This is a genomic window from Chania multitudinisentens RB-25 (assembly GCF_000520015.2).
Classification (GTDB): Bacteria; Pseudomonadota; Gammaproteobacteria; order Enterobacterales; family Enterobacteriaceae; genus Chania; species Chania multitudinisentens.
Map to the genome: position 1 here is coordinate 5,161,030 of NZ_CP007044.2, position 23,167 is coordinate 5,184,196.

The window sequence follows — 23,167 nt, forward strand, 5'->3', positions numbered from 1 at the left end:
GGGAGTAAAGAAGATATATGACTACCGTAGTAAAGTGCCCAATCTGTGGCAAAGGTGTGGTTTGGGGAGAAATCAGCCCTTATCGCCCCTTTTGCTGCAAACGTTGCCAGTTGATCGATCTCGGTGAATGGGCCGATGAAGAAAAACGCATTCCGAGCCACGGCGATCTGTCGGAGAGCGAAGACTGGAGTGAAGATAACAACGAGCATTGACCATCGCCATGGTGAACTGGCATTGCTAAACCGAAAAAATCATTGAACTGGTAGCAAACGCCTGTGTCATGGGCGTTTGCTACTACCGTGGTGCCCGAACACGGAAAACGTCAGGCAAAGAGTGGCCATCAAACAAAATACATGAACCTTCCATGGCAGCACGATTCACCCTCAGCAATCATTACGTGCAAAAAAATTTAAAGAACGACAGAGTTAATTTTAAAAAACGCATTTTATTTCTAGTTAAAATAAACTCTAGACTTTCAAAAATATCGATTACAAAAATCGTCACCAGTTACACATCAAATCCCATTACCGATAAAATCAGCAAAATAATAAAATAATTTTAAATAGGAAGACTGATGAAAGAATTAAAGATATTTCATCAAATTATCGGTGAGTTACTTACATTGGAATTGAGCATTCTATTAAATATTTTCAACATATTATTTCCTTTGAAATTAATGAGAAAAACCTCATTAATTTAGGCATGAAATACCATGAGCACTTTTTCATTACCGCCATTCTGGGGGGTGCAGAGAATGATAATCCCATGCAAGTGTTAGACTTCTTGAGATTTAATCAGCTAAGCAGCGATATAACCAAACCCATTATGGCATTAAATGATGAAGGTGATGGAAGAGTTCCATTATAAATAAAACCTTATATCACTTTGCAAAAGAATAAACTCACATTGCTTAATACAATAAATAATGTCCTGTCGCATTAAGATCAGGCGGAATGCGGGGACAAATAGTCCCCGTGCGGAGGTTTAAACTGCCTTTGATGTACCATATGTATCAGTTCAATCCTTGCCAATAGGGCTTACGTTCATCGGAATTTTGGATAATAGTATTAATTAATAATGAGTTAAGAACCAAGATCCTCATATTTTCACATGCTCAGCCGTTTCTATATATGTATATCACCAACGATAATCATGTAATTAAAGCCACTCCCGAAAATACCGTTTCGCAGACAAATAGGAATAAACTCAACAGCGAATTTCTTTCTCGTTAGAACCTCATCAGCTTCCTCAGCCCCACCAATGGCGACGTGTTTTATGGCTAGGAACGGGAAAAAGCGCGCTTGAGATTCCTAATCATCTACAGCATTAGCCTGCGCAACCAGTAGCCTGATGATATTGGCATTTGCTTCTGGAAATTCTTCTTCTCGTAAATCAGCCTGTTTCACCCAACGCATCGGCTGCCCTTCACGGCCATAAGGTTGCCCAGCCCAACTTTCCACCAAATAGAAATTCAGCGTCACAATTCGATCGGTGAAACGGTGCTCCAGCACATCTAACAACTGCACCTGCTGTAGGTTAATCCCGGTTTCTTCCTGCAATTCACGGCATAATGCCTGCTCCGGCGTTTCCCCCTGCTCAACTTTCCCACCGGGAAACTCCCAAAAGCCGGCCATGTGCGAATCGGCAGCACGGCGCGTAATAAAAATTTCCTGCTGTGGGTTACGGATAATACCTACAGCGATGTTCAGATGTTTCATCGTATCCTCCAAATTGTCTCTCAGGGCATTCCACCCAAAAAAAGAGGTTCAGCAAGCTGAACCCCTACATTTCGTTTAGCTACACATTGCAACCGCTTATTTTTGCAAGCGGCCGTGGCACTGCTTGTATTTCTTACCAGAACCACATGGGCAAGGATCGTTACGGCCCACCTTGCGTTCAGCAATAACGGGGCTGTTGGGATCGGTGATAGCCAATGCATTCTCTTCCTGATGGCTCAAATGCTGTTGGCGCGCCAAGCGCTCGGCTTCTTCACGGCGCTGTTGTTCCAGAGCTTCAACCTCTTCCGGCATACGCACTTGAACCTTGCTCAGCACGCTGATCACTTCGTACTTCAATGACTCCAGCATCGTGCCAAACATATTGAAAGATTCACGTTTGTATTCCTGCTTAGGATCTTTTTGCGCATAGCCACGCAGGTGGATACCCTGACGCAGGTAATCCATTGCCGCCAAGTGCTCTTTCCAAAGGGAGTCTAGCGTTTGCAGCATGACTCCCTTCTCGAAGTTGCGCATCATCTCAGCCCCAACAACTTCTTCTTTACGCAGGTAATCTTCCTTCGCTTTCTCCAAAATACGCTCACGCAGCGTTTCTTCATGCAGCTCTGGTTCTTTGTCCAACCACTCGGCGATTGGCATATCCAGATCGAAATCGTTTTTCAGACGCTCTTCCAGACCCTGTATATCCCACATTTCTTCCAGCGACTGCGGTGGAATATAGTTATCAATGGTAGTTTTAAATACGTCTTCACGAATGCTGGTAATGGTTTCGCTTACGTCTGACACATCCAGCAATTCATTACGCTGGCTGTAGATCGCCCGGCGCTGATCGTTAGCCACATCGTCATATTCCAGCAACTGCTTACGAATATCGAAGTTACGGCTTTCAACTTTACGCTGCGCGTTGGCAATCGCCTTCGTCACCCATGGGTGCTCAATCGCTTCGCCATCTTTCATGCCCAATTTGCGCATCATGCCGGATACACGATCCGAAGCAAAAATACGCATCAGCGCATCTTCCATCGACAGATAAAAACGCGAAGAACCGGCATCCCCTTGACGACCAGAACGACCACGCAGCTGGTTATCAATACGGCGTGACTCATGGCGCTCAGTACCAATAATATGCAAACCACCCGCTGCCAGCACGGTATTATGGCGGATTTGCCAAGCATCTTTAATCGCCGTAATCTGCTCTTCGGTTGGTTCTTCCAACTGCGCGATTTCGGCCTGCCAGCTGCCGCCCAGCACGATATCCGTACCACGGCCTGCCATGTTGGTCGCGATGGTTACCGCACCCGTCTGGCCTGCCTGTGCCACAATATCTGCTTCCATCGCGTGGAACTTGGCGTTCAATACTTTGTGCTCAATACCCGCTTTCGTCAGTTCACGGGAAACCACTTCAGATTTTTCGATTGAGATCGTCCCCACTAACACCGGTTGCCCCTGAGTGGTTCGTTCGCGAATATCTTCAATGATCGCGGTAATCTTTTCTCTTTCAGTCATGTAAACCAGATCCGGCATATCTTTACGGATCATTGGGCGGTTAGTCGGCACCACGATAGTATCCAGCTTATAAATAGAGCTGAATTCAAACGCTTCGGTATCCGCAGTACCGGTCATCCCGGCTAACTTCTCATACAAGCGGAAGTAGTTCTGGAAAGTGATCGAAGCCAGTGTCTGGTTTTCGTTTTGAATTTCCACGCCTTCTTTGGCTTCTACTGCCTGATGCAGGCCATCAGACCAGCGGCGCCCCTGCATGGTACGGCCAGTGTGTTCATCAACGATAATAACTTCGCCGTCTTTGACGATGTAGTCAACGTCACGGGTAAACAACACATGGGCACGCAACGCAGCGGTCACATGGTGCATCAGCATAATGTTGGTTGGTGAGTACAATGACTCGCCCTCTTCCATAATGCCCGCGTCAACCAGCATTTCCTCAATCAGGATCAGACCACGTTCAGTCAGGTGTGCCTGACGCGCTTTTTCATCCACGGAGAAGTGGCCTTCACCCTGGAAAGTATCGGAGTCTTCTTTTTCCTGACGAATCAGTTTTGGGATCAGTTTGTTGACCTTGATGTACATCTCGGAGCTATCTTCGGCCGGGCCAGAGATAATCAGCGGCGTACGCGCTTCGTCGATCAGAATCGAGTCAACCTCATCCACCAACGCATAATGCAGTTTACGCTGCACGCGCTCTTCTGGGCTGAAGGCCATGTTGTCACGCAGGTAATCAAAACCGTATTCGTTATTGGTACCGTAAGTAATGTCTGCGGCATAAGCTTCACGTTTCACCGGTGCAGGCATATTCGGCAGGTTGATACCTACACTCAGGCCAAGGAATTCGAACAACGGGCGGTTGTTTTCAGCATCACGCTGCGCCAGATAGTCGTTAACGGTAACCACATGCACACCACGGCCACTCAAAGCATTCAAGTAAGCGGGCAGAGTTGCCGTTAGAGTTTTACCTTCACCAGTACGCATTTCGGCGATACAGCGATTATTCAATACCATCCCGCCGAGTAACTGCACATCGAAATGGCGCATACCGAACACGCGTTTACTGGCTTCACGAACCACGGCAAACGCTTCCGGGATCAGATTTTCCAATGCTTCGCCATTTTTCAGGCGCTCACGGAATTCGTTGGTTTTGGCCTGTAATTCACTGTCGGATAGTTTTTCCAGGTCCGGTTCCATACGATTGATCGCCTCAACCGCTTTACGCATACGGCGCAGGGTACGATCGTTGCTGCTGCCAAAAACTTTGGTCAATATTCTGTTTAACATGATTCTTAATATCTCTTACGTGACGGCAGAATACTGACCGCCAACTCGCTGTTGTTTCATTGTTTTTGTAGCCCAAAGGGCGAGAATTAGCTGAGGATGCCAGGCCCGGCACGGATGCCCTGCACCTGAGCAAGCCAGATCCCGGTCTGATGTTGCGCTAAAGCAGGGGCTACGGAACGATCTGTATCGCGGATAATGGTCGGTGGTTTCGGCTCATGCATCAGCAATGCATTGAGCGTGGAGAGCAGAGCCAGCTGTGCTGCCTGCAACGGCGGCTCAACAGCATCAGCTTCCGCTTCTTGCACTCGCGCATAAATTGCCTGCGGGGAAAAAGCAAAAGAGAGGTGACGAATAACGGTACGAAGCGCATGCTGGTGCCAATAATCAACGCTGAACGTTGGGCGCCGGTGCACTTCCTGCAACAACGCTAAACTGTTAAAAGCGTGACTGGCGGAATTCTGGCGGTTAAGGCTGGACGACGTGCTTGGTAATGAGGTTTGATCGGACGTGCCGGACAGGCTTTGGGGTACGCCAAGCGTAGCCGCGACCATCCCTAATAAAAGATGGGGCCAGAAATAACGTCTGCCAAATTGTCGCCAACGATTTAGAATACCGATCACGAGTTTATTATCCGCCGGAGCACATCATGCGCGATAGCCGTCCACAATTATTAGATGTCCTGTTTGATGACGCTTCTGCAACAGAGAAAGGGCCGCTGCATAACGTTCAGCAACGCGCTGTTGCGCTACTGAAACTCAACCGCGCAGTTACAGGCCTATTGCCTGCTCAGTTGCACCCATGGTGCCGCGTCGCCAACTTCAGACAGGGTGTTTTAGTGCTTGAAACCGCTAATGCCAGTTGGATGATGCGCTTACGCTATGAACAACCCAACTTGCTATCCGCACTACGAGCGCAAATTCTACCATCATTGTCATCAATCGACATCAGGATTAATCCCGCCTTGATGGCAAAAGGAAGCAACCAGACCAAAAGCGCCGCAAAAATGACAGAAAATGAACAGTCGGCTGTACCATTCCGGCATCTGAGCCAAGAAAGTGCAGATGAATTACGGGGATTAGCGGCACGTTGCCCAGAGAAGTTACGGAAAATACTGGAACGATTAGCAGCATTGGCCGGAGAGAGTACCAACGCTGCCGATCGTGATAAATAATAACGGTATGCTTTACGCCAATACGGTGGACGGGGCTTTGAATGCCAGTGGCATTTCTGCTTCGTCCTGGAATGTTACATATTCCCACGCTTCCTGCTTCGCTAATACCGCTTGCAGCAGCTTATTGTTCAATGCATGGCCAGACTTGTACGCAGTAAACGCGCCAATAATGTTATGGCCGCACATGAACAGATCGCCAATGGCGTCCAGCATTTTGTGGCGAACAAACTCGTCTTCGAAGCGCAGGCCGTCTTCGTTCAAGACGCGATAGTCATCAACCACAATAGCGCAATCAAAACTGCCTCCCAGGGCCAAACCACGGGATTGCAGATATTCGATATCACGCATGAAACCGAAGGTACGTGCACGGCTGATTTGGCGAACGAATGAATCGGCCGAGAAATCCAGACGATAACGCTGTGTGCTGGCATCAATTGCCGGGTGGTTGAAATCGATAGTGAAATCCAGACGGAATCCATTATGCGGAGACAATTCAGCCCATTTATCACCATCTTCAACACGTACCGTCTCTTTCAGACGCAGGAATTTCTTCGCTGAGTTCAGTTCTTCAATGCCAGCATCCAGCAGCAGGAAGACGAACGGGCTGGCACTGCCATCCATAATAGGGATTTCAGCCGCATCAACTTCAATAATGATGTTATCAATACCCAAACCCGCCAGCGCAGCATTAAGATGCTCAACGGTAGAAATACGCACGTCTGATTCATTCACCAGGCAAGTACAGAGCATGGTATCACGCACGGATTTTGCATCAGCCGGAAAATCAACCGGTGGATTCAAGTCAGTGCGACGATAGATGACCCCGGTATTAGCCGACGCGGGGCGCATTGTCAGCGTGACCTTTTTGCCGGTATGTAAACCGACGCCAGTCGCCTGAACAATACGTTTTAATGTCCTTTGTTTGATCATCGTTTTATCTCGCAATGTTTATCCAACCGGCCCAGCATACAGCAAGGCCGATGGGACAGTTTAACACAAAGAGCGGAGATTCCAAATTATCAGGTTATTCCTAGTCAGCCTGCTTACGTAAGAAGGCCGGGATATCCAAGTAATCAGGCTCTTTATTAGGCGATGTACCCTGATCGTTCACCACCTTGGCTACCGGCTTGGCTTCCTGCGGCAACGGCGACATCCCATGCTGTTGGTAACGATGATCCATCACTGGCTGGCTGGCTTGTTTATTGGTTACCAACGTGATTTCAGGGCGTTTATCCATACCGATACCGGTAGCTACCACGGTAACACGCAGTTCATCGTTCATCTCTGGGTCCAGAGAAGTACCAATCACTACGGTCGCGTTATCAGAAGCGAAAGCACGGATAGTGTTACCCACGGTTTCAAATTCATCCAGACGCAGGTCAAAACCAGCGGTAATGTTAACCAACACGCCACGGGCGCCGGACAAGTCGATGTCTTCCAGCAATGGGCTGGAGATCGCCATTTCCGCCGCTTCTTCGGCACGATCTTCACCACAGGCAACGCCGGAACCCATCATCGCGTAGCCCATTTCGGACATCACGGTGCGCACGTCAGCAAAGTCAACGTTCATCAGGCCTGGACGGGTAATCAGCTCAGCGATACCCTGCACTGCACCTTTCAGCACATCGTTGGCGGCGCCAAACGCGTCCAGCAGAGAGATACCTCGCCCCAGGACTTTCAGCAATTTGTCGTTCGGGATGGTGATCAGCGAGTCCACATGTTTGGACAACTCCGCAATACCCTGCTCTGCGAACGCCATACGCTTCTTGCCTTCAAAATTGAAAGGCTTGGTCACCACGGCAACGGTCAGAATACCCAGATCTTTTGCCACTTCAGCCACCACGGGAGCAGCACCGGTACCCGTACCGCCCCCCATGCCCGCCGCGATAAAGACCATGTCTGCACCTTCCAGGGCTGCGCGCAAAGCTTCGCGGTCTTCTTCCGCTGAATTACGACCCACTTCCGGGTTCGCGCCTGCTCCCAACCCTTTGGTAATACCGCTACCAATCTGGATGGTTTGGCCAACTGCCGTTTTACGAAGCGCTTGCGCGTCTGTATTAACAGCGAAGAATTCAACACCTTCGATGCGCTCACGCACCATGTGTTCAACGGCGTTGCCACCGCCGCCGCCGACGCCGATGACTTTAATCACCGCGTCATTGGTTAGTTCCATTGGTTCAAACATAGTTTCTCTCCGTTTTGTGCCTGTCGCTGCGAGATCATAAAAAGATGACTCAGCATGATCTCTTTATTAAAACATTAAAACTCTTTTCTCAGCCAACTATTGATACGTTTAAACCAATTGCCCACTGAGGCGCGTTTTTCTACTTCTGCCTCACCGTTCAGATGAGACTCTTTTCCATAGTGCAATAACCCTACAGCAGTGGAGTAGTAAGGTTCCTGCGCGTAATCCGTCAAACCTGTAATATTCAAGGGCTGCCCGATGCGAACCTGGGTGTGAAACACCCGTTGCGCACAGGCTGCCAAGCCGTCAATCTGGGCTGCCCCACCGGTCAGCACAATACCTGCTGCCAGATGATGCTTCACCCCTTGGCTCCGGAGCTGCTCCTGCAATTGCAAAATTTCATCGTTAACCAGATTCAGCAGTTCGGTGTAGCGTGGTTCAATGACTTCCGCCAGTGTCTGTCTTTGCAGACTACGGGGAGGACGCCCGCCAACGCTAGGCACTTCTACACTCTCATCCTTGCTGACAATCGATCCAAGCGCACAACCATGCCGAACTTTAATGGCTTCCGCGTCTGTCGGCGGCGTCCCGAAAGCATAAGCAATATCGCTGGTCACTACGTTACCGGCATAAGGGATCACTTTGGTGTGGCGCAAAGCACCACCGGTATACACCGCCATGTCCATGGTGCCGCCGCCGATATCCACCACGCAAACACCAAGCTCACGTTCATCTTCGGTCAGCACCGCGTAGCTGGCCGCCAGACCGGCGAAAATCAGTTGATCCACTTTCAAACCACAGCGCTCAACCGCTTTGACAATATTCTTTGCCATGTCGTTATGGCAGGTAATCAGGTGTACTTTGGCCTGCATACGCACGCCGGATAACCCAACCGGATTTTTGATCCCTTCCTGATAATCGATGGCATATTCCTGAGGAATGACATGCAGGATGCGGTGTTCATCACGGACGCGTACCGATTTGGCAGTATGCACCACATTCTCTACATCTTCCTGAGTCACTTCCTCTTCTGAAATAGGCACCATGCCTATTTCATTCTGACAGCTGATATGTTTCCCCGATAAGGCGAGATAAACCGAAGATATCTGGCAATCAGCCATCAGTTCGGCCTGATCGATGGCACGCTGAACGCATTTGACTACCGACTCCAGGTCGTTAACGCCACCCTTATCCATACCGCGAGACGGGCAACTGCCCACCCCGATAATGTTGATCATGCCATCGGGCAGAACTTCCCCTACCAATGCGGAGACTTTTGCGGTACCGATCTCCAGTCCAACTACCAGTTTTCTGTCCGTCGACTTGATCATTGTTGATTTGCCTGTGCCTGATTCTGTTGCTGATTACTGTTTGGCTGCTCACCGGCGGCCTGTACACCCGCTTGCTGGTCAATAAACGCCGGGGCCCAACCGACCGAAGCACCGGTGTCATAACGCAGATCGACATAGCTGACGCGTCTGTTTTCTGTTTGCCCTTGTTGCAACAGAATCGGGTAGAGCCCGATAAAACGTTGCAAACGCCCTATGCGATCGTCACGTCCCAATTCCAGCCGAACATCGTTATCTAAAGCCAACTGCCACGAATGGCGAGCGCTCATCGCCACCGTTTTAAGCTGATACCGGTTGGCCGCTAGTAGGCTGCTCATGGCGTGATAACCTTCCAATACATCCTGTTCACTCCCCTCCGGGCCGTAGAACAGCGGTAATTTCTGCTTGCCTAAACGTTCTGCTGGTACGCTGAATGATTTGCCTTCAGCATCCACCATGTGCAAATCATTCCAATGTGCCACCGGGACGTATTCCACCAGATGGATCTTCAGCTCATCCGGCCATTGTTTCCGCACGCTGGCCTGCTTGATCCAGGGTAAACGTTCAATCTGCTGCTGGATAATATCCACATCCTGCGTCATGAACGTGCCCGGCGCACCCAATACCAGGATCGCTTGGCGAATATCATCGTTGGTGGTGTAATGGCGCTCACCGGTCACCACCAGTTTCGAGAGCGGCAGGCGGCTGGCATCTTTCATCCAGCCAAGCACCGCCCAACCTCCCCACAGCATCGTCCCCAACACCATCAGCAAGAAAATGATTCCCGCCAGTTGGCCTCCATTACTGCGGCGCGGGCCGTTATCTACCTCACGCTCGCGTATATTCAGGGCAGCTTGCGACATGTTAGTCAGCCAACGCCAGAATTCCCGCCACCAACTGCGAGAAAGTAAGCCCCGACTGGCGCCCAGCCATCGGCACCAGGCTGTGGCTGGTCATACCCGGCGAGGTATTCACCTCCAACAGATAGAAGCTTCCATCGCTGCCTTGCATCACGTCAACCCGCCCCCAGCCGCTGCAATCCAACCCGCGATAAGCATGCAACGCCAGTGCAGCCAATGCGGTTTCTTGTTGCGCATTCAAACCACTTGGGCAGAAATATTGCGTATCATCGGCAATATATTTCGCCTGATAGTCGTAAAACACCCCGGCCGGTTGGATGCGGATAGAGGGCAACACCCGATCACCCACAATGGCCACGGTGTATTCAGGGCCACTCAGCCATGTTTCCACCAGTACATCGTTGTCATGACGGAAAGCCTCTTCCAACGCGCTTTCAAGGGCGCTGTTTTCAGTCACTTTACTCATACCAACGCTGGAACCTTCACGGCTGGGCTTAACGATCAGCGGCAAGCCCAACGCAGCCACCGAGGCAAGCAGGCTTTCCCGCTCTTTGCCAAAGTATTGCTCACGGCTTAATGCCACATAGGGCGCTATCGGCAGCCCCATAGACTGCCACACCATCTTGGTGCGCCATTTATCCATGCTCAATGCCGATGCCATCACGCCGCTGCCGGTATAAGGCAGTTGCAGAAATTCCAGCAGCCCCTGCAACGTACCGTCTTCGCCACCACGGCCATGCAGCGCGATGAACACCTTGGTAAATCCCTGTTCTTTCAATTGAGCCACCGGGAAATCCCGGGTATCAATAGGATAGGCATCAATACCGGCTTCTCTCAACCCGGCCAGCACCGCCGCACCGGATTGCAGCGACACTTCTCGTTCTGCGGAGGTTCCCCCCAGCAACACAGCAACTTTATCAGCCATGCTGCTCCTCCTCTTTGTTCTGTGGCTGCAACTTGCACTCAGCCAGTTTGCGCGCGATTTTACCGACGTTACCCGCCCCTTGCACCAAGATCAGATCGTCGCCCTGTAACAACTGCGCCAAGATTTCCGGCATAGTTTCCACATCAGCGACCAAAATCGGGTCCAGCTTGCCACGGTTGCGGATAGTACGGCACAGCGAACGGCTGTCAGCTCCTGGGATGGGCGCTTCCCCCGCCGGGTAGACATCCAGCATCAGCAGCACATCGACCTGCGACAGCACATGAGCAAAATCATCGTACAAATCGCGGGTACGAGTGAAACGATGCGGCTGGAAAATCATCACCAAACGTTTGCTCGGCCAGCCAGCACGTGCAGCTTTGATGGTTGCATCCACTTCGGTCGGATGGTGGCCGTAGTCATCCACCAGCATCGCACTGCCTTGTTTGCCGTTAACCACCGCCAACGGGAAATCACCAAGGAAGTCAAAACGCCGGCCTGTGCCTTGAAAACCCGCCAGCGCACGCAGGATCGCTTCATCGGCAATAGCTTCTTCTGTGGCTACCGCGATCGCTGCGGCGGCGTTTAAGGCATTATGGCGGCCCGGTGCATTCAGGGTTACCGTCAGCAACGGCTTATCCTGGCGGATCAGGGTAAAGTGCCCTTGCGGCCCTATCTGACGATAATTCTCTATACGGATATCGGCATCTTCACTGAAGCCATAAGTGGTGATATGGCGGCCTACGCGCGGCAATAATTCACGCACCACCGGATCGTCAATACACATTACCGCACGGCCATAAAACGGCAGGTTGTGCAGGAAAGTGATAAACGTCTGTTTCAGGTTCTCGAAGTCGCCCTGGTAGGTATCCATATGGTCGGCTTCAATATTGGTGACAATCGCCACCATCGGTTGCAAATGTAGAAACGATGCATCGCTTTCATCAGCTTCCGCAATCAAATAACGGCTGGAACCCAAACGCGCGTGCGTTCCTGCGGCCTTCACCAACCCGCCATTGACGAATGTCGGGTCCAAACCGGCTTCTGCATAAATGCTGGACACCATCGCAGTGGTGGTCGTTTTACCGTGCGTACCAGCAATGGCGATGCCATGGCGGTAGCGCATCAATTCAGCCAGCATCTCTGCACGTTGGATCACCGGAATACGTGCTTCACGAGCAGCAACGATTTCCGGGTTGTTTGCCGGAATCGCGCTGGACACCACCACCACGCTGGCATCCAGCACATTTTCAGGGCGGTGGTGAAAATAAATCGTTGCCCCAAGCTCGCTCAACTGTTGAGTTACCGGATTCGGTGCCAAATCGGAACCGCTGATCTGATAACCTTCGTTAGCCAACACCTCGGCGATCCCCCCCATGCCAGCACCACCGATGCCAACAAAGTGGATGTGCCGGACGCGTCGCATCTCAGGCACGAAAGTACGTAGTTTCGCCAATTGTTGTGTATTCATCACTCTCTCTATCTGGGTTCAGTTTGCGAACCCGCAGTACTTGATTCTTTATCTGGCCCGGTAAACCGAGCCCTGCATTACACCTGTCATACTTCAAGTTGCAGATGTGTTGACTGCGCTCAAATTATGTAAGGTATATCTATCTGGCAACGCGCACGATCTCCGCCGCCACTCGTTCTGTTGCATCCGGGATCGCCACCGCACACGCCTTTTCGGCCATTGCCAATAACGTTGTGCGATCCCAACTCGCCAACAGTTCAGCCAGCACATCTGCGGTAAACTGGGGCTGCTCAATAATTTTCGCCGCACCCGCAGTTTCCAGCGGGTGAGCATTCCAGTATTGTTGGCGATCTTTATGCTGGAAAGGCACGAAGATGGCCGGTAAACCAGCCGCAGCAACTTCACTAACGGTCAACGCCCCGGAACGGCACACCACCAAGTCAGCCCAGGCATAAGCAGCCGCCATGTCATCAATAAACTCCGTCACTTTATGCTGGGTCTGCCCTACCCTCTCGTAGTCGTGCAGCACCGTTGCCAGCGCGCCTTTACCTACCTGATGCCAGAGAGTAATTTTATCGCCCAACAACGCTGCGGCTTCTGGAACTGTCTGATTCAGCACTCGTGCACCCTGGCTGCCACCAATAACCAGCACCCGCACAGCCCCTTCACGCCCAGCCAAACGCTCTGATGGCAACGGTAACGCCAACACATCGGTACGCACCGGGTTGCCGACGACGTCCGCATGCGGGAACGCCCCGGGGAACGCCTGCAACACTTTTTTCGCTATCCGCGACAACCAGCGATTAGTTAAACCGGCAATGCCGTTCTGCTCATGCAGCACCACCGGAATACCGCACAACCAGGCGGCTAAACCACCGGGGCCGGAAACATAACCGCCCATTCCCAGCACCACATCAGGCTGATAACTACGCATAATCGCTTTGGCCTGACGCACCGCACGCCAGATACGTAACGGTGCGGTCAACTGGGCCTTGATTCCTTTGCCGCGCAAACCGGAGATACGGATAAAATCAATCTCGATACCGTGCTTGGGTACCAGATCGGCCTCCATGCGGTCGGCTGTTCCGAGCCAGCGCACCTGCCAGCCCTGCGCCATCAGATGATGTGCGACTGCCAGCCCTGGGAACACATGCCCGCCGGTACCGCCTGCCATCACCATTAAACGCTTCGCTTTACCGCTCATCCGTTACCTCTTCACAAACGCCTGCGCTTTGGTCAGGCGCGTTTCATAATCAATACGCAGCAGCAACACAATCGCCGTTGACATAATTATCAGGCTTGAACCACCGTAGCTGATCAGCGGTAACGTCAGCCCTTTGGTCGGCAGCATACCCGCCGCCGCACCAACGTTAACCAACGCCTGGAAGCTAAACCAGATACCAATTGAGCACGCCAGAAAACCGGAGAACCGCTGATCGATCTCCAGCGCACGGCGGCCAATCGACATCGCGCGAAAAGCGACGAAGAATACCATTAACAAGGCGAAAACCACACCGATATAGCCTAATTCCTCGCCTAAAATCGCGAAGATGAAGTCAGTATGCGCTTCCGGTAAATACTCCAGTTTCTGCACTGAGTTACCTAAGCCTTGCCCCCAGAGTTCACCGCGGCCAAACGCCATCAGCGACTGGGTTAACTGATAACCACTGCCGAACGGATCGGCCCATGGATTCCAAAACGAGGTGACACGGCGCATACGGTAAGGTTCAGCAACCACCAATAACCCCACGGCAAACGCACCTGAACCGATAATCGCCAGGAACTGCCACATTTTTGCCCCGGCCAGGAATAGCATGGCCAGCGTAGTGATAAACAGCACTATCACCGACCCCAAATCCGGTTGCGCCAGCAGCAGCACCGCCAACACCACCATCACGCTCATCGGTTTACAGAAGCCCCAGAAGTTAGTGCGCACTTCGTCAACCTTACGCACCAGATAGCTTGACAGATAACAAAACAGCGCCAATTTGGAGAGTTCAGCGGGCTGAATACGCAGCGGGCCAAGCGAGATCCAGCGCGATGCGCCATTTACCGAACTGCCAATCACCAGGACGATCAACAACAAAACTATCGATAGCAGCAGCATAACGTTGCTGTAACGCTGCCACACTTCCATTGGGATACGTAGCGTGACCAACGACAGGCCGAATGCCAGCCCAAGATAAAGGGCGTCACGTTTGGCAAACAGGAACGGATCTTCTGCCAGACGTTGGCCGATCGGCATTGAAGCCGATGTCACCATCACAAAACCGATCACTGCCAGACCCAAGGTCAACCACAACAGGGTACGGTCATACAGCACCATATTGACCGCATCGCTTTCACGCGATCCCATCACCCAGTCTTTCAGTTTGCTGGTTAGACCAAACGCCGGCGCCCGTAGTCTCATCCGCCAAGCTCCTTTGCCAGACGAGCAAACTCGTTGCCACGCTCTTCAAAATTACGGAACTGATCCAGGCTGGCACAGGCCGGTGACAACAGCACCATATCGCCCATTTCCACATGGCTGGCGATAATTTGCATCGCCTGTTCCATGGTTTCAGTCAAAATGGCGATCTCCGGGCGCAACGCTGCCAGCTGAGCACCATCGCGACCAAAGCAGTACAGGCGCACCTTCTCACCCTGTAGATAACGCGCCAGCGTTGAGAAATCGGCAGATTTACCGTCGCCACCCAGCAACAGGTGCAGTGTTCCTTCAACGTGCAGGCCGTTCAACGCCGCTTCTGTGCTGCCAACGTTGGTAGCTTTGGAATCATTAATCCAGCGCACGCCATGGTGTTCCCACACTAATTGGAAACGGTGTTCCAGGCCGCTAAAAGTGGTCAGCGCTTTCAGACTGGAAGAACGTGGCAATTTAACCGCATCCGCCAACGCTAAAGCAGCCAGCGCGTTGGTATAGTTATGGCGGCCAGTGAGCTTCATCTCGCGGGTGTTTAAAACTTTCTCACCGCGGGCTCGCAGCCAGATTTCACCTTGCTGGTGGTTGAGATGATAATCCCCCACGTCAACACCGAAGCTAATGCAACGCTCATCGGCGCCACGCACCGGCATCGTCAACGCATCATCGGCATTCACCACGCACCAGCTGGCATTTTCATAGATGCGCAATTTGGCAGCACGATACTGCTGCAAGCCAAACGGATAGCGATCCATATGATCTTCAGTCACATTCAGGATGGTGGCTGCGGTAGCACGCAGGCTTTGGGTCGTTTCCAGTTGGAAACTGGACAGCTCCAGGACATAAAGCTGGCATTCCTGGCGCAGTAAACTGAGCGCAGGCAGGCCGAGATTCCCCCCAACCCCCACCACCCAACCGGCAGCTTTTGCCATTTCACCCACCAGCGTGGTAACCGTGCTTTTGCCGTTGGAACCGGTGATCGCCACGATTGGAGCCTGAGCCTCACGGCAAAACAGTTCGACATCGCCAACGATTTCCACTCCAACATCCGCCGCCGCGCTCAAAGACGGTGACGCCAAAGCGACACCGGGGCTGGCAACGATCAAATCCGCCGCCAGCAGCCAATCCTGATTCAGGTCACCCAGATGCCGCTCAACGCTCTCAGGTAACTTGTCCAACCCTGGTGGAGAAATACGGGTATCCATCACGCGTGGTGTAACACCGCGCGCTAAAAAGAAATCAACACAGGACAAACCGGTAAGGCCTAACCCGATAATGACCACTTTTTTACCCCGATAATCCACCATCATTAGCGCACCTTCAGCGTTGCCAGGCCGATCAGCACCAGCATCAGCGAGATAATCCAGAAACGCACGATCACACGTGGCTCTGGCCAACCTTTCAATTCATAGTGGTGGTGAATCGGCGCCATGCGGAAAATACGTTGCCCGCGCAGCTTGAACGATCCCACCTGGAGGATTACCGACAGAGTTTCAACCACAAACACACCGCCCATAATCACCAGCAAAAACTCCTGGCGCAGCAGCACAGCGATGGTTCCCAGTGCTCCCCCTAACGCCAGCGAGCCCACATCGCCCATAAACACTTGGGCTGGGTAAGTGTTAAACCACAAGAAGCCCAAACCAGCACCGACGATCGCGGTACACACCACCACCAATTCACCCGCGTGGCGCAGGTAAGGAATGTGCAGATAGCTGGCAAAGTTCGTATTACCGGTGGCCCAGGCAACCAACGCAAAACCCGCAGCCACAAAAACGGTGGGCATAATCGCCAGGCCATCCAACCCATCGGTCAGGTTCACCGCATTGCTGGTACCGACAATGACAAAATAAGCCAGCAGCACATACAGCAGGCCAAGCTGCGGCATGATGTCCTTGAAAAACGGCACCACCAGCTCGGTGGCTGGCGTGTCTTTTCCGATGGCATACATGAAAAAAGCGGCAATCAGCGCTATCACCGATTGCCAGAAATACTTCCAGCGAGCAATCAACCCGCGGGTATCCTTGCGCACCACTTTGCGATAGTCATCAACAAAGCCCACAATGCCGTAGCCCACCAGCACGAACAACACGCACCATACATACGGGTTAGAGGGATAGGCCCACATCAGCACTGAGATGGTGATGGAGGTCAGGATCATAATGCCGCCCATGGTCGGCGTGCCGCGCTTGCTGAAATGCGATTCCGGCCCGTCGTTACGCACCACTTGGCCAAAAGACATTTCCTGCAAGCGTTTGATCACCCTTGGCCCCATCCACAAAGAGATAAACAGCGCGGTCAGCAGGCTGACGATGGCCCTGAACGTCAGGTAGGAAAAAACATTAAAGCCTGAGTGATATTTAACTAAATGCTCGGCTAGCCAAACTAACATGGTGCTTTCTCCTGTAACGCGCGTACTACCTGCTCCATTGCGGCACTACGTGAACCTTTGATTAACACGGTAACTACCGCATGTTCCGACAGTAATTCCGCCACGCGCGCGATCACTGCTGTTTTATCCTGATAATGCTCACCGTTACCGGCTGCCGAACTCAGCCCTTGGCTAAGCAGGCCAACGCTGATCACTTTATCAATGCCCGCCTGATGGGCCGCTTCCCCCACCTGGCGGTGGCATTCTTCTGCCTCTGCACCCAGTTCAGCCATATCGCCAACGACCATCACCCGGTAACCCGGCATCTCTGCCAGCACCCGTGCAGCCGCAATCATAGAGCCGACGTTGGCGTTATAGCTGTCATCCAGCAGGAGTTTGCCTTCTGCCAACGCGACCGGGAATAAACGCCCTGGCACCGCTTGCAGTTGTTGTAGCCCTTTCCGCACCGCTTCCAGAGTCGCACCCACGGACATCGCCAAGGCCGTTGCCGCCAGAGCATTAGCTACATTATGGCGGCCCGGCAATGGCAGCTCGATCGCCACCGAGCCAAATGGGCTGTGCAAAGTAAACTGCGTCCCCTTGCCATTCACTTGGATATCACGGGCAAAAAAATCTACGGATTCCGCCGCCTGCGGTGAGAAACGCCACACTTTCTTACCCTGCAATTGAACCTGCCAATGCGGCCAATCATTATTATCAGCGTTAATGATCGCCACGCCATCAGCAGGTAACCCGGCAAATATTTCACCTTTCGCCTGAGCCACTCCAGCCAGAGAACCGAAACCTTCCAGATGCGCTGCCGCCAGATTATTCACCAGCGCGCTCTGTGGCTGAACCAAGGCGGTGGTATAGGCGATCTCACCAATATGGTTAGCCCCCAGTTCAACCACGGCAAAATCATGCTGCGGCTGCAAACGTAGCAACGTCAGTGGAACGCCAATATCATTATTAAAATTACCGGCGGTATACAGCACATTCCCGCACTCACGCAGAATGGCAGCGGCCATTTCTTTCACCGACGTTTTGCCCGATGAACCGGTCAGTGCGACCACTTTGGCCGGAACTTGCTGGCGTACCCAGGCAGCAAACTGCCCCAGCGCCAGCCGGGTATCTTTCACTAGCAGTTGCGGTATATCTATCAATAAGCGCTTACTTACCAACAAAGCGCCGGCACCTGCGGCGACAGCCTCGGGTGCAAAGTCGTGAGCATCGAAACGCTCCCCTTTCAACGCCACAAACAGGCAACCGGCGGTCACTTGGCGGGTATCCGTTGTTACTTCGGTGATTTGGCCATCGGCACCCACCAAATCGGCACCGAGTATTTCGGCCAGAGTTTTGAGGGTGACAGGGATCATGCTAACACCCCCAGCAGACGTGCGACGGTGGTACGATCGGAGTAATCCAGACGACGATTACCCACCACTTGGTAATCCTCATGGCCTTTGCCCGCCACCAGAATCACATCCTGCTCTTTCGCCTGCATGATGGCGCTGGTTACGGCTTCGGCACGCCCATGGATCACCTGCACATGCCCGGCATCCAGCAGCCCGGCCAGAATATCTTTGATAATTGCCTGCGGTTCTTCGGTACGCGGGTTATCATCCGTAACCACCACCCGATCGGCGAATTGCTCAGCAATGCCGCCCATCAGTGGGCGCTTACCTTTGTCGCGATCGCCACCACAGCCAAACACACACCACAGTTGCCCCTGGCAATGCAGACGTGCGGCCTCCAACGCTTTCTCTAAAGCATCCGGGGTATGAGCATAGTCCACCACCACCGTCGGTTTGCCCTGCGCATTGAATACTTCCATCCGGCCACACACCGGCTGCAATTGATTGGCAGTTTTCACCAGTTCATCAAACGGATAACCGAGCGACAAGAGGGTTGCCAGCGCCAACAACAGGTTACTGACGTTGAACGCCCCCATCAGACGGCTTTCTATCTCACCATGGCCCCAGCTTGAGCTGAAATGCAGGGTTGCGCCGTTATCGTGATAGCTCACTTCGGTGGCTTTCAACCAACGGCTATGGCCACCGGGCTGCAAATGCCCCTGCATACTCACTGCCACAGCATCCGGCAGTTTTGCCAGCCAGCGCTGCCCGACGTCATCGTCAGCGTTGATAATGGCCTGCCCAATCTTATGTTCGGCAAACAACAGCCACTTCGCGGCTTCATAACTGGCCATATCGCCATGATAATCCAGATGATCGCGGCTCAGGTTGGTGAATACCGCCGCTGCAAACGGTAAAGCGGCGACCCGATGTTGCACTAAGCCATGAGAAGACACTTCCATTGCAGCAAAAGTGGCCCCCTGTGCAGCTAAATCGTTAAGGATGTGTTGAACATCCACCGCAGAACCGGTGGTATTCTCTGTTGGGCAAACACGATCTAATAACCCATTCCCCACCGTTCCCATCACTGCGGCGGTTTCACCCAGCAGTTGGCTCCACTGCGCCAGCAGTTGCGTAGTGGTAGTTTTACCGTTGGTTCCAGTTACGCCGATCAAACGTAAGCGCTCTGCGGGCTGCTGGTAAAAACGCCCAGCCAGTGCAGAAAGACGTTGACTGAGCTGGCTCAGGTAAATCACTGGCACACCGTGCATTTCGCAGATTTTACCGTCCTCTGCCTGGTTTTCAGCCTCGGCGATAACGGCGGCAACCCCTTGTGCGATAGCTTGCGGAATATAACGGCGCCCATCGGCCTGATGGCCGACAATGGCGACAAACAAATCCCCGGCAGCCGCAATCCGGCTGTCTAATATCATTTCCCGCAGCACACGCTCGGGGGCCATTGGCACCCACGGAGCGAGTAAATCGCGCAAATTACGATCTGCCACCTTTACCCTCTTTTTGACTGTTAATAACCAATTCGCTTTTATCTGCGGTGGGTAAAGCATCCGGCTCAATATTCATGATCCGCAGCACCCCCCCCATGATGGCACCGAACACTGGTGCAGAGATCGCCCCGCCGTAATACTTCCCACCCTGTGGGTCATTGATAACCACCACCAGAGCAAAACGGGGTTGACTGGCAGGCGCAATACCCGCGGTATAAGCGATATATCGATTGACGTATTTGCCGTCCGGCCCGACTTTTTTAGCAGTACCGGTTTTAATAGCAATGCGGTAACCCTTGATGGCAGCCTTAACCCCACCACCACCCGGCAGGGCCACGCTTTCCATCATATGCACTACGGTACGCACCGTTGCTTCAGGGAAGACGCGCTCACCGGCAACCGGGGGGTCAACTTTGGTGATCGACAATGGGCGATACACGCCCAGGCTGCCGATCGTGGCATAGACTCGCGCTAACTGTAACGGCGTTACCATTAGCCCATAGCCGAAAGAGAAGGTGGCCCTCTCTATGTCAGACCACCGTTGTTTTTTTGGGTATAAGCCACTGCTTTCTCCGACCAGCCCCAAATTGGTCGCTTTTCCCAGCCCAAAACGTGAGTAAGTATCTACTAACGCTGAGGACGGCATCGCTAACGCCAGTTTAGACACACCGACGTTACTCGACTTCTGCAAGATCCCGGTCATCGACAGTTCAGCATAACGCGCCACATCTTTGATTTCATGGCCGTTAATACGGTAAGGAATGGTATTGAGCACACTGTTTTCTTTCACCACACCGTGCTGCAATGCGGTCATTACCACCATCGGTTTCACTGTGGAACCCGGTTCAAAAATATCGGTTATCGCCCGGTTACGCATGGTGTCTTTCGGCGTACCGGCCATATTGTTCGGGTTGTACGAGGGACTATTCGCCATCGCCAATACTTCGCCAGTGTTCACGTCCACCAACACTGCCGTACCTGATTCCGCCTTGTTAAAGGCCACGGCGTTGTTCAATTCACGGTAAACCAGTGCCTGTAGGCGTTCATCAATGCTCAGCATCAGGTTGTGCGCCGCCAGGCTGTCCACTGAGGAAACATCCTCAATCACCCGACCATAGCGATCTTTACGGACCGTGCGCTCACCCGGCTGCCCGGTCAGCCAGCGGTTGAAACTCTTTTCAACTCCTTCAATCCCTTCACCATCAATGTTAGTGACGCCGATGATATGGGAAGTGACCTGCCCCGCAGGGTAATAACGGCGCGACTCTTCGCGCAGGTAAATCCCCGGCAGCTTAAGCTTGTGAATATAATCCCCCATCGCCGGGTTTACCTGGCGCGCCAGGTAAACAAAACGCCCCTTCGGGTTGGCATTGATGCGGTTGGAGAGTTGATCCAGTGGAATTTGCAGCGCGTCGGAAAGCGCTTTCCAGCGCGAATCCAGCGTGATGCCCCCATGTTCATTCAGCTCTTTTGGATCGGCCCAGACCGCGTTCACCGGCACACTCACTGCCAGCGGGCGCCCTGAACGATCGCTAATCATACCGCGAGCAGTGGGAACTTCCTGCACGCGCAGTGAACGCATATCACCTTCTTTCACCAGTTGATCCGGGTTGATGACTTGTAGATAAGCCGCACGCGCTATCAACCCGACCAGAGCCAGCAAAATACAGCCACACAGCAATGCAAAACGCCAGCTGACAAAGCTGGCCTGATCTTCCTGGCGTTTCAACTTACCGGGACGTACGGCTTTCATTGGCTCTCTTATTTGCTCCGTCTCGTAAATCCGGTTAAGCCCTTATGGCTTAACGATGATATTTTCCTGCGATGGATCAACGTGCTGCATCTGTAGCTTTTCAGTCGCGATCCGCTCCACGCGGCTGTGATCGCCAAGGGCGTTCTCTTCCAGAATCAGGTTGCGCCATTCAATATCCAGCGCATCACGTTCTAACCCAAGCTGTTCACGCTCAGCCGTCAACAAACGGGTACGGTGTGCAGTGGTAACCACAAAAACGGCGGAAACCAGTACAGCAACCAATAAAATCAGCGGGATTTTAGCGTTACGCAGCAAGTCACCGCCAATCACCCCCACCAATCCATGGCGTTCGTTGCCAATCACGCGGGCATCCTCTCAGCAATGCGCAGCACCGAACTGCGGGCACGAGGATTTTCCGCTACTTCTCCCTCAGACGGCATCATTTTACCCAACGCTTTCAACGTGCGGCCCCCCATCTCACGCAGCTGCGCTTCGGTCAACGGAATACCGGCCGGAACCTGTGCACCACGGCTGTGATGACGCATAAAACGTTTGACGATACGATCTTCCAACGAATGGAAACTGATAATCGACAAACGCCCCTGTGGAGCCAAAACCTCTAGCGCGCCATCAAGCGCACGCTCGATCTCTTCCAGTTCACTATTGATATAAATACGAATTGCCTGAAAGCTGCGCGTCGCCGGATGCTTGTGCTTTTCACGGAACGGGCTGGCATTAGCAATCAGATCCGCCAATTCTTTGGTACGCGTCATCGGCTCAGTACGGTTTTTTTCCACGATGGCACGAGCAATACGCTTGGCAAAACGCTCTTCGCCGAAGGTTTTCAGCACCCAGGCAATATCATCAGCTTCGGCTTTCATCAGCCATTCGGCAGCGGACTGACCACAGGAAGGGTCCATGCGCATATCCAACGGGCCATCGCGCATGAAGGAAAAACCACGTTCAGCCTCATCTAGCTGTGGGGATGACACCCCCAGATCGAGTAAGACACCATCAATTTTGCCCAGCAGATCGCGCTCCCGCACATAGTGCGACAAATCAGAAAATGGGCCATGTACGATAGTAAAACGAGAATCTTTAATAGATTGCGCAGCGGCAATTGCCTGAGGGTCGCGATCAATAGCCAGCAAGCGCCCTTCTGGCCCCAGTTGGGACAGAATCAGACGAGAATGGCCACCGCGACCAAAAGTACCGTCAATGTATGTACCGTTACTGCGAATATTGAGGGCATTCACTGCCTCATCCAACAGTACGGTGATGTGTTTATCGTTTTCCAACAT

Annotated in this window: 20 protein-coding genes; 2 read left to right on the plus strand and 18 right to left on the minus strand. The window is 52.6% G+C overall.

The annotated features are described in order from the left end of the window. Positions 1–17 precede the first annotated feature (17 nt). Positions 18–212, plus strand: coding sequence for a DNA gyrase inhibitor YacG (gene yacG, locus Z042_RS22985; RefSeq protein ID WP_024910380.1), 195 nt, complete (start codon positions 18–20; stop codon positions 210–212). Between the two features lie 1,098 nt (positions 213–1,310). Here the strand turns inward: yacG and mutT are convergent. The 3 genes from mutT to secM all read right to left on the minus strand — a co-directional run bounded on the left by mutT (position 1,311) and on the right by secM (position 5,146). Beyond that, a complete protein-coding gene (mutT, locus tag Z042_RS22990) occupies positions 1,311–1,718 on the minus strand; it encodes an 8-oxo-dGTP diphosphatase MutT (protein WP_024910378.1) in 408 nt (135 codons plus the stop codon). A gap of 96 nt (positions 1,719–1,814) precedes the next feature. Next, entirely contained in the window at positions 1,815–4,526 is a 2,712-nt protein-coding gene (secA, locus tag Z042_RS22995) for a preprotein translocase subunit SecA (protein ID WP_024910377.1), read from the minus strand. Between the two features lie 86 nt (positions 4,527–4,612). Next, entirely contained in the window at positions 4,613–5,146 is a 534-nt protein-coding gene (secM, locus tag Z042_RS23000; RefSeq protein ID WP_024910376.1) for a secA translation cis-regulator SecM, read from the minus strand. Between the two features lie 26 nt (positions 5,147–5,172). Between secM and Z042_RS23005 the strand changes: the two genes are divergently transcribed. Continuing rightward, positions 5,173–5,697 (plus strand): DUF721 domain-containing protein, encoded by a 525-nt coding sequence (locus Z042_RS23005; RefSeq protein ID WP_024910375.1) that lies wholly within the window; start codon positions 5,173–5,175, stop codon positions 5,695–5,697. A 12-nt stretch (positions 5,698–5,709) separates the two neighbouring features. On the opposite strand, the gene lpxC is transcribed toward Z042_RS23005, so the two are convergent. From lpxC to rsmH, 15 genes are all read right to left on the minus strand, one after another. Further along, positions 5,710–6,627, minus strand: coding sequence for a UDP-3-O-acyl-N-acetylglucosamine deacetylase (gene lpxC, locus Z042_RS23010; RefSeq protein ID WP_024910374.1), 918 nt, complete (start codon positions 6,625–6,627; stop codon positions 5,710–5,712). Positions 6,628–6,727: 100 nt separating this feature from the next. After that, positions 6,728–7,882: a cell division protein FtsZ gene (gene ftsZ, locus Z042_RS23015; protein WP_024910373.1), complete on the minus strand. Its 1,155-nt coding sequence runs from the start codon at positions 7,880–7,882 to the stop codon at positions 6,728–6,730. Between the two features lie 74 nt (positions 7,883–7,956). Continuing rightward, the gene (gene ftsA / locus Z042_RS23020) at positions 7,957–9,213 is read right to left on the minus strand and encodes a cell division protein FtsA (RefSeq protein ID WP_024910372.1); all 1,257 of its coding nucleotides are present in this window, start codon (positions 9,211–9,213) and stop codon (positions 7,957–7,959) included. Beyond that, complete coding sequence (ftsQ, locus tag Z042_RS23025; RefSeq protein WP_024910371.1) at positions 9,210–10,073, minus strand: cell division protein FtsQ; 864 nt, start codon at positions 10,071–10,073, stop codon at positions 9,210–9,212. The genes ftsA and ftsQ overlap by 4 nt, the downstream gene beginning before the upstream one ends. A gap of 1 nt (position 10,074) precedes the next feature. Continuing rightward, positions 10,075–10,995, minus strand: a complete 921-nt coding sequence (locus tag Z042_RS23030; protein WP_024910370.1) for a D-alanine--D-alanine ligase — start codon at positions 10,993–10,995, stop codon at positions 10,075–10,077. Next, the gene (gene murC / locus Z042_RS23035) at positions 10,988–12,463 is read right to left on the minus strand and encodes a UDP-N-acetylmuramate--L-alanine ligase (protein WP_024910369.1); all 1,476 of its coding nucleotides are present in this window, start codon (positions 12,461–12,463) and stop codon (positions 10,988–10,990) included. The genes Z042_RS23030 and murC overlap by 8 nt, the downstream gene beginning before the upstream one ends. A 139-nt stretch (positions 12,464–12,602) precedes the next feature. Then, positions 12,603–13,667: an undecaprenyldiphospho-muramoylpentapeptide beta-N-acetylglucosaminyltransferase gene (gene murG, locus Z042_RS23040; protein WP_024910368.1), complete on the minus strand. Its 1,065-nt coding sequence runs from the start codon at positions 13,665–13,667 to the stop codon at positions 12,603–12,605. Positions 13,668–13,670: 3 nt separating this feature from the next. Further along, on the minus strand, positions 13,671–14,873 hold the full coding sequence (gene ftsW, locus Z042_RS23045) for a cell division protein FtsW (RefSeq protein WP_024910367.1): 1,203 nt from the start codon (positions 14,871–14,873) through the stop codon (positions 13,671–13,673). Continuing rightward, positions 14,870–16,189, minus strand: a complete 1,320-nt coding sequence (gene murD, locus Z042_RS23050) for a UDP-N-acetylmuramoyl-L-alanine--D-glutamate ligase (protein ID WP_024910366.1) — start codon at positions 16,187–16,189, stop codon at positions 14,870–14,872. Before murD ends, ftsW begins: the two co-directional genes overlap by 4 nt. A 2-nt stretch (positions 16,190–16,191) precedes the next feature. Continuing rightward, the gene (gene mraY / locus Z042_RS23055; RefSeq protein WP_024910365.1) at positions 16,192–17,274 is read right to left on the minus strand and encodes a phospho-N-acetylmuramoyl-pentapeptide-transferase; all 1,083 of its coding nucleotides are present in this window, start codon (positions 17,272–17,274) and stop codon (positions 16,192–16,194) included. After that, a complete protein-coding gene (gene murF, locus Z042_RS23060; RefSeq protein ID WP_024910364.1) occupies positions 17,268–18,629 on the minus strand; it encodes a UDP-N-acetylmuramoyl-tripeptide--D-alanyl-D-alanine ligase in 1,362 nt (453 codons plus the stop codon). Before murF ends, mraY begins: the two co-directional genes overlap by 7 nt. After that, a complete protein-coding gene (murE, locus tag Z042_RS23065; RefSeq protein WP_024910363.1) occupies positions 18,626–20,113 on the minus strand; it encodes a UDP-N-acetylmuramoyl-L-alanyl-D-glutamate--2,6-diaminopimelate ligase in 1,488 nt (495 codons plus the stop codon). The genes murF and murE overlap by 4 nt, the downstream gene beginning before the upstream one ends. Then, on the minus strand, positions 20,100–21,866 hold the full coding sequence (locus tag Z042_RS23070) for a peptidoglycan glycosyltransferase FtsI (RefSeq protein ID WP_024910362.1): 1,767 nt from the start codon (positions 21,864–21,866) through the stop codon (positions 20,100–20,102). Before Z042_RS23070 ends, murE begins: the two co-directional genes overlap by 14 nt. 42 nt (positions 21,867–21,908) lie before the next feature. Further along, entirely contained in the window at positions 21,909–22,229 is a 321-nt protein-coding gene (ftsL, locus tag Z042_RS23075; RefSeq protein ID WP_024910361.1) for a cell division protein FtsL, read from the minus strand. Beyond that, positions 22,226–23,167 (minus strand): 16S rRNA (cytosine(1402)-N(4))-methyltransferase RsmH, encoded by a 942-nt coding sequence (rsmH, locus tag Z042_RS23080; protein ID WP_024910360.1) that lies wholly within the window; start codon positions 23,165–23,167, stop codon positions 22,226–22,228. The genes ftsL and rsmH overlap by 4 nt, the downstream gene beginning before the upstream one ends.

What these genes read in the sequence shown, in the direction of transcription:
- yacG (WP_024910380.1), top strand. Translation starts at nt 18, where the DNA reads ATGACTACCGTAGTAAAGTGCCCAATCTGTGGCAAAGGTGTGGTTTGG.
- mutT (WP_024910378.1), bottom strand. Translation starts at nt 1,718, where the DNA reads ATGAAACATCTGAACATCGCTGTAGGTATTATCCGTAACCCACAGCAG.
- secA (WP_024910377.1), bottom strand. Translation starts at nt 4,526, where the DNA reads ATGTTAAACAGAATATTGACCAAAGTTTTTGGCAGCAGCAACGATCGT.
- Z042_RS23005 (WP_024910375.1), top strand. Translation starts at nt 5,173, where the DNA reads ATGCGCGATAGCCGTCCACAATTATTAGATGTCCTGTTTGATGACGCT.
- lpxC (WP_024910374.1), bottom strand. Translation starts at nt 6,627, where the DNA reads ATGATCAAACAAAGGACATTAAAACGTATTGTTCAGGCGACTGGCGTC.
- ftsZ (WP_024910373.1), bottom strand. Translation starts at nt 7,882, where the DNA reads ATGTTTGAACCAATGGAACTAACCAATGACGCGGTGATTAAAGTCATC.
- ftsA (WP_024910372.1), bottom strand. Translation starts at nt 9,213, where the DNA reads ATGATCAAGTCGACGGACAGAAAACTGGTAGTTGGACTGGAGATCGGT.
- ftsQ (WP_024910371.1), bottom strand. Translation starts at nt 10,073, where the DNA reads ATGTCGCAAGCTGCCCTGAATATACGCGAGCGTGAGGTAGATAACGGC.
- Z042_RS23030 (WP_024910370.1), bottom strand. Translation starts at nt 10,995, where the DNA reads ATGGCTGATAAAGTTGCTGTGTTGCTGGGGGGAACCTCCGCAGAACGA.
- murC (WP_024910369.1), bottom strand. Translation starts at nt 12,463, where the DNA reads ATGAATACACAACAATTGGCGAAACTACGTACTTTCGTGCCTGAGATG.
- murG (WP_024910368.1), bottom strand. Translation starts at nt 13,667, where the DNA reads ATGAGCGGTAAAGCGAAGCGTTTAATGGTGATGGCAGGCGGTACCGGC.
- ftsW (WP_024910367.1), bottom strand. Translation starts at nt 14,873, where the DNA reads ATGAGACTACGGGCGCCGGCGTTTGGTCTAACCAGCAAACTGAAAGAC.
- murD (WP_024910366.1), bottom strand. Translation starts at nt 16,189, where the DNA reads ATGGTGGATTATCGGGGTAAAAAAGTGGTCATTATCGGGTTAGGCCTT.
- mraY (WP_024910365.1), bottom strand. Translation starts at nt 17,274, where the DNA reads ATGTTAGTTTGGCTAGCCGAGCATTTAGTTAAATATCACTCAGGCTTT.
- murF (WP_024910364.1), bottom strand. Translation starts at nt 18,629, where the DNA reads ATGATCCCTGTCACCCTCAAAACTCTGGCCGAAATACTCGGTGCCGAT.
- Z042_RS23070 (WP_024910362.1), bottom strand. Translation starts at nt 21,866, where the DNA reads ATGAAAGCCGTACGTCCCGGTAAGTTGAAACGCCAGGAAGATCAGGCC.
- rsmH (WP_024910360.1), bottom strand. Translation starts at nt 23,167, where the DNA reads ATGTTGGAAAACGATAAACACATCACCGTACTGTTGGATGAGGCAGTG.